This window comes from Bacillus sp. FSL K6-2944 (assembly GCF_038005385.1).
Lineage (GTDB): Bacteria > Bacillota > Bacilli > Bacillales > Bacillaceae_G > Bacillus_A > Bacillus_A cereus.
On the sequence record NZ_JBBOTE010000007.1, the window covers coordinates 88,871 to 94,870 of the forward strand.

The window sequence follows — 6,000 nt, forward strand, 5'->3', positions numbered from 1 at the left end:
CCCGTGGATATCATTAGTAATACATAAGGATATTAAAGTAGAAAAAATATAATGTAAATATATTTCGATATGCAATTTAAGGTTTATGTTACTTATTTTCACTTAAATGGAATTTTGTTATGATTTGAAATAAAAAATGTGTATTGACCTCATTCTGAATTTGTAATTACACATCTTAAAATGAGTTTTACAAAACTTACAAAATGTTAAACTCACAATAACCAGTGATATCATGCGTTTTTCTATGGTATTACTGGTTTTTTTCGTTGCATAATTAATAAAAAGATATTGCTACTTTTACAAATTATATGTATAGTTAAAGTAAGTTTTACATATTACAGTTAACAAAACAGTGTTAGGAGGTCATTTTATATGGCGAAGGGGGGACGAAAACCTGGCGCAAAGGAACCGATTCGATCATTAGAAAAAGTTGAAGAAATGAAAGATTGGTTATTGCAGAATTCCTCGTATCGAAATTATTTTCTGTTCTACTTTGGAATTAACACAGGTTTACGAATTAGCGACATTTTACGGTTACGTGTGAAAGATGTTCGTGGAAAAAATGTCATGAAAATCAAAATGGAAAAAACAGAAACAACGGTGGAAGTTTACTTCAATACTGTATTGCAGCAAGAAATTGCCAAGTATACAAGTAATCGAGCGGATTCTGATTGGTTATTTTCAAGCCGGCAAGGAGATAAGCCGATTACAAGACAAATGGCTCATACATTCTTACACCAAGCAGCGCAGGCTTGTGGTATTGACTCAGAACAATGGGGAACTCATTCCATGAGAAAAACATTTGGATACCATTACTATCAAAGAAAAAAAGATGTGTATTATTTGATGAAGTTATTTGGTCATGCGACGCAAAGACAGACACTACAATACATTGGTGTAGAAGCTGATGAAATTCGAGCATCAATGGAGGACTTCACACTTTAAGAATTAAGGGGGAAACAAATGAACGCTAGGTCTATTATAGGGATTTTGGGGATTGCTAGTGTATTGCTTGTAGGTTGTAAACCAACTCTTGAAACATCATCGCCAAAAGTAAAAGAAGCAATTGGCTCTGAACGAGTAGAGCAAGTCTTAGAATTTCCTTCATCTAAATATCCTGAAACAGGTGCTCATATTAAAGAAGCAATTGAAAAAGGAAAAACAGACATTTGTACAATCGATCGTAAAGGTGCAGCCGATAGAAGAAAGCAATCTCTTGCAAATGTTCCTACAAAAAAGGGATACGATAGAGATGAATTCCCCATGGCTGTATGTGCGGAGGGGGGAACCGGCGCTGATATTAAGTATATCAAACCATCTGATAATCGTGGTGCTGGATCATATGTAGGAAATAAATTAGAGAAATTACCAGATGGAACACAAGTCAAAATTGTAGTGAAATGAAAAAATCAAAAAAATTAATAAATCTCTTGATTTAAGTAACTTAATTATTTATAATAAAAGTAACCTAAATCAAAATAACAGAAAGGAGAAACAATGCAGAAACATGGAGGGAAAAGAGAGGGTGCGGGTCGTCCATCTCTTGGAATTACAAAAAAGGTTTCCATTACATTATTAGAAGAAGATTGGAAACGTATTGAAGATACTAATAAAGCTTTTTCGCAATTTTTTAGAGAGTTAACGCTAAAAGAATTTAAAAAGTAAAAGTGCATAAGAAAAAGCCCTGACTCGGCCTAGGAAACTTTGACAGGACTCTTTCTATCCAAAAACTTTTGAAAGAAAGGATGATTTGTTTTGGCAAATAACCTATTCAAAATCAAAAGCGATGAGTCAATTTTAACATACCCTCATCGTAAACAAAAACCCCTTAAAAAATTTTACAATTTCATTTCAGAAAATTAAGAAAAAACAAATGTGTACTTCGGTATTGAAGAACACATTTTTGATCAAATCTGGTTCTATGGCTTTTTCACTGCACCTATTTCATTGCTTCTTTTCACATATCTCATCAGCGGAATTATGTACGGATTTTAAAAAGAAAAGTTTATTTTCGTTGCCATCCGGCTAGAGAGGGGGAAAAACATTGATTCAAACACTAAAAAGTACGATGCAGTTTATTGGGCTTAGTGACAGGGTAGCTGCTCTAGTCCGCAGGACTTTTCCCATTAAAAGTAAATAGGGAGATTCATACTATGATGTAACTGTACTTTCTGTGGCATTCTCTTTTTTTAATTGCCTCTTTGCTCTGATTAATGTACTTTTTGAAATACCCATTTTTTCTTCCACTTCTTTGTAGGAATGATTATGTAAAAGAAATAAGGCATGTTCTATTTGTTTCTTATTATATTTCTTTGGCCGCCCTTCTTTAAAATTAGGATTTAGCTTTGCGATTGCTTTTCCTTCTTGCGTACGTTCTACAATCATATCTCTTTCGAATTCAGCAAATGCGCTCATTACATTGAATACAAGCCTACCTGTTGGTGTATCTTCAACTAATCCCATATTGAGTATATGAACCTTTACACCTTTTTCAAATAGCGTTCTAATTATATGTATCGCATCAACGGTTGAACGTGCAAAACGATCTAGTTTTGTCACAACAAGCATATCCCCTGTTTTTAATATAGATAATAATTCCTGAAACTTTGGACGATCTGTTTTTGTTCCAGTAAACTTTTCAGAATAAATTTCTTCACAGCCTTCATTTTGCAATGTTTGAATTTGGGACCCCAGGTCCTGGTGTAATGTACTTACGCGTGCATAGCCATATTTCATAAAAATCGCTCCTATTTCCCCGTAACTTTAGACCTTAAGTTATGACACCTGTCTACATACTGATATTACAGCACTTCAAAAACAGAGTCAAAACTTAAAAGTTATGACTCTGTTTGTACAAGAATGATAACTTTTAAGCTACTTGTAATTTAATTGGTATTCTTTGATTCATATTTAATTTAAAAATTCCATATGGATTCACATGATGATAAAATAACGGGGTTAAACCTCGGAAATCTTCTATTGTCATTTTTTTCAACCAATATTGTTGGTTATCGTATAGAATTTCTTGTACCATTAAGGTATTCATATAGACCAAACAATTTTGAAGTAGCTGTAGTGATAAGGCCGATACTTCTTGATCCTCTAGTGAATTGGAGCGTAATTCACTATTTTTCCCATAGAAAATATAAGTAGTTACTGAATTCCATTGCTCTACAGTATTTAGTCCTTCTTGAATTTCTCTACGAATATCTTCGGAGTGTAAATATTCACATAAAAAAATGGTTTTCATTGCTTTTCCAAGTTCACATAATGCTAAATATGTTGGATGTTTTGTATCCCTTGTGAATCGTTTTAAAATAGATTCAGCAGAAGCTGTTCCCAGTCTTAGGGCAGTCGCAAACTTAACAATTTCTTCATATTGTTGTTGAATAAGATCCCAGTTAATCGGTCTACTTAAAACAGGATGTAACTGAGGGTATTCTTCGTTCATCCCAGCTTCAGGACGATACAATTTTTGAGAACCAATATTCTTGAAACGTGGCATAAGTTTGAAGCCTAACAGATGACAAAAGGCAAATGCAATCACACTTTGCCCATGCGTATCTACATAGTTTCGATCAATTTCCATATCTGTGCAGTGGCGCAATACACCTTCCATCATTGCAGCTACTTCAGAAGATAAACAAGATTTAATTTGAGAATACACACATGCAGAATTTCGATCTGTGTGCCAATAAATCATAATTCCATGTTTTCTATAACGAGGATGCCATTCTGTTAGTAGGTTTTGATCCCAAGCGCCATAATGTTTAGAATCCGAGGCACAAGCAGTGGTAGCTTCTCCCCATACATTTTTCTCTCGATGATTCATAATTTGATTGATTACTTCTGCATTCGCTTTTCTTAAATGATCTTTATGTATAAATTTCTGACGCATATATCGAAGCTCTCGATAATTATCAATGGGGTTTCCAGCAGCTACTGCTTTTAACCCAGTGTTTGTTCCTAATCCAAATAAACAAAGAAGTAAACGACGTTGAATCGTTTCTGAATCTAATATTTCTCGGTTAGCTGTAGTTTTAAAATGTTTGGTGAATCCTGTATGAAAGTCTGTTTCTTTTAATAAATCTAATAAATTAATATCATTCCATCTATTTTTAACTTCTTGTTTAATAGTTGGTACAAGTGGAGGCTCCAGTTGTTTATCAAGGGGAGTAACTTGGATCCATCCTTTATTACTTTTGGTAGTAATCACTATTTTTTTATTGCTTTGACTCTCTAATCCTTGATGAAGCATTTGTAGTTTTTCTTTCATTAACTGCTTTATATTTTCAATAAAAGGCTTCACATCAAGTGGTATCTTTAATGCTTCAAAATATTCTTCCTTATTTTCTTCAAAATCTTGTGGAAGATCTTCATCCGGGTTACGATATCGATTTGCTCCTTCAATCCAAATTTCTTTACACCGAAGCTGCGTACGAAGAGATTGAATGACTGCAATTTCATAGTTAATTCGATTGACTCTTTCAACTCCCTGACTATCCGCTTCGATAATGATATTTTTCCATTTAGGTTGAATGACACCCTCAATTGGAACAGTATCTTCAATTGCAAAATAACGTTGGCCACTTTCTTTATATTCTCGGATAAGTTGAATAGCTTCAATTACAGGTTGATGTAATTGGTTATTAGACCGGAAGGTAAGATTCATCAAAATATCAATAAATGTCCGTCGATAGTGTCCGCCATAAGAAGCATGCATCCTAGTATAAATTTTTTCTTTATATTCACGATCATTTTTTGTCATCTCTTTTATTATATCTTGAATTGTGTTAGCGCTAACAATTGGAAATAGGGTATCTTGAATAATCCCTTCGGGATGTTCTACAGTTGCTTTTAATAAGCTTATAATATGTTTATTTTTTCCTTTTACCCGTTCCAATTCTGTAATGGCTTCTTTCCGAGTTGTATTTTTAGCTCTATTTTTGATTTTAAGTGTAATTTCATCTAATAAATCTGCTAAAGAATCAATGACTTTCCCATATTGGTGTGAAAAAAGGATAGCTAATAATGTATAACGAATGTGGGACGGATGCGCACGTAATTCTGTTACAGTTTCTGTTGCTGCGCGGAAACGATATTTCTTTTCTAACTTTGGAGGTAAATGCTGAAATAGTCTAGGAGGAATTTCTAATCGTTGGATGGCTAACAGTTTTTTTAATTCTGTTTCCATAGTATTTACACTCGGTTTACATGCAGACGATAAAAGATATCGAAAAGATAACTGATTTGAATTTGTTTTTTCATACATGATGTCTACAATTTCTAAATCCTCATTTGATTGCACAGCTAACAATGCATCTAATCGACAACAAGTTTCAGCGGATAAATGTTCGGAAATTGTATAATATAAATCTTTCTCATACGTATCAATAGCGGAATGAATCATTCGTTTTAAACTACCTTTAGAAGGTGGTTCTACTTTCCATTTGCGAAATAAATGATAAGCTTGATCAGATAAATCTTCCATATCATGTGTAAGTTGTACTTGTTCTTTTAGCCATTGTATCAATTGGAGATTATCTTTTGAAGTGATCTCTCTGAAACCAAAGAGATCACGAATGATTTTTCGATGATCTGTATAACTTCTTTCTTTTCCGCCCCATTTATAATGTTCAAAAAAATCTTCAGGTAAAGCATCTATTTGATGTGCTAAATGTTGCACAATATCTTTCGAGATATCTTGTTTTTCGCTTGGAAAACGAGCTTCCTGTTGAAAATATTTTAGTAAGACAGCAAATCCCAGACGATTGGCGTTTGTTTTTTTACTCAATACTAAATGACGTTCATTTGGTAACAGCATGTAGTTCTCTAATAATTCTTCTTCAGTCCAACTTTTTTTCAATATTTCCCCTCATCTCATTACGTTTATTTAATAAATAGTATAATTGAGAGAGAGCATAACCTTCAAGAACACCCTGTTTTACTATTAATGGAAAAAGTCCTGCGGACTAGAGCAGCTACCCTGTCACTAAGCCT

Annotated in this window: 5 protein-coding genes and 1 pseudogene; 4 read left to right on the top strand and 2 right to left on the bottom strand. The window is 33.6% G+C overall.

What is annotated here, in order from left to right; genetic code table 11:
- Window positions 1–372: 372 nt before the first annotated feature.
- The 4 genes and pseudogenes from MHH55_RS34100 to MHH55_RS34115 all read left to right on the top strand — a co-directional run bounded on the left by MHH55_RS34100 (window position 373) and on the right by MHH55_RS34115 (window position 1,995).
- On the top strand, window positions 373–945 hold the full coding sequence (locus MHH55_RS34100) for a tyrosine-type recombinase/integrase (RefSeq protein WP_078186437.1): 573 nt from the start codon (window positions 373–375) through the stop codon (window positions 943–945).
- Between the two features lie 138 nt (window positions 946–1,083).
- Window positions 1,084–1,404: pseudogene (locus MHH55_RS34105) on the top strand (NucA/NucB deoxyribonuclease domain-containing protein); the annotation flags it as partial.
- A 93-nt stretch (window positions 1,405–1,497) separates the two neighbouring features.
- Window positions 1,498–1,665, top strand: coding sequence for a CopG family transcriptional regulator (locus MHH55_RS34110; RefSeq protein WP_078186439.1), 168 nt, complete (start codon window positions 1,498–1,500; stop codon window positions 1,663–1,665).
- A gap of 210 nt (window positions 1,666–1,875) precedes the next feature.
- The gene (locus tag MHH55_RS34115; protein ID WP_254849732.1) at window positions 1,876–1,995 is read left to right on the top strand and encodes a DUF3961 domain-containing protein; all 120 of its coding nucleotides are present in this window, start codon (window positions 1,876–1,878) and stop codon (window positions 1,993–1,995) included.
- Between the two features lie 156 nt (window positions 1,996–2,151).
- Here the strand turns inward: MHH55_RS34115 and MHH55_RS34120 are convergent, their stop codons facing one another.
- A complete protein-coding gene (locus MHH55_RS34120; RefSeq protein WP_078187806.1) occupies window positions 2,152–2,736 on the bottom strand; it encodes a recombinase family protein in 585 nt (194 codons plus the stop codon).
- Window positions 2,737–2,869: 133 nt separating this feature from the next.
- On the bottom strand, window positions 2,870–5,824 hold the full coding sequence (locus MHH55_RS34125) for a Tn3 family transposase (RefSeq protein WP_445661833.1): 2,955 nt from the start codon (window positions 5,822–5,824) through the stop codon (window positions 2,870–2,872).
- Window positions 5,825–6,000 lie beyond the last annotated feature (176 nt).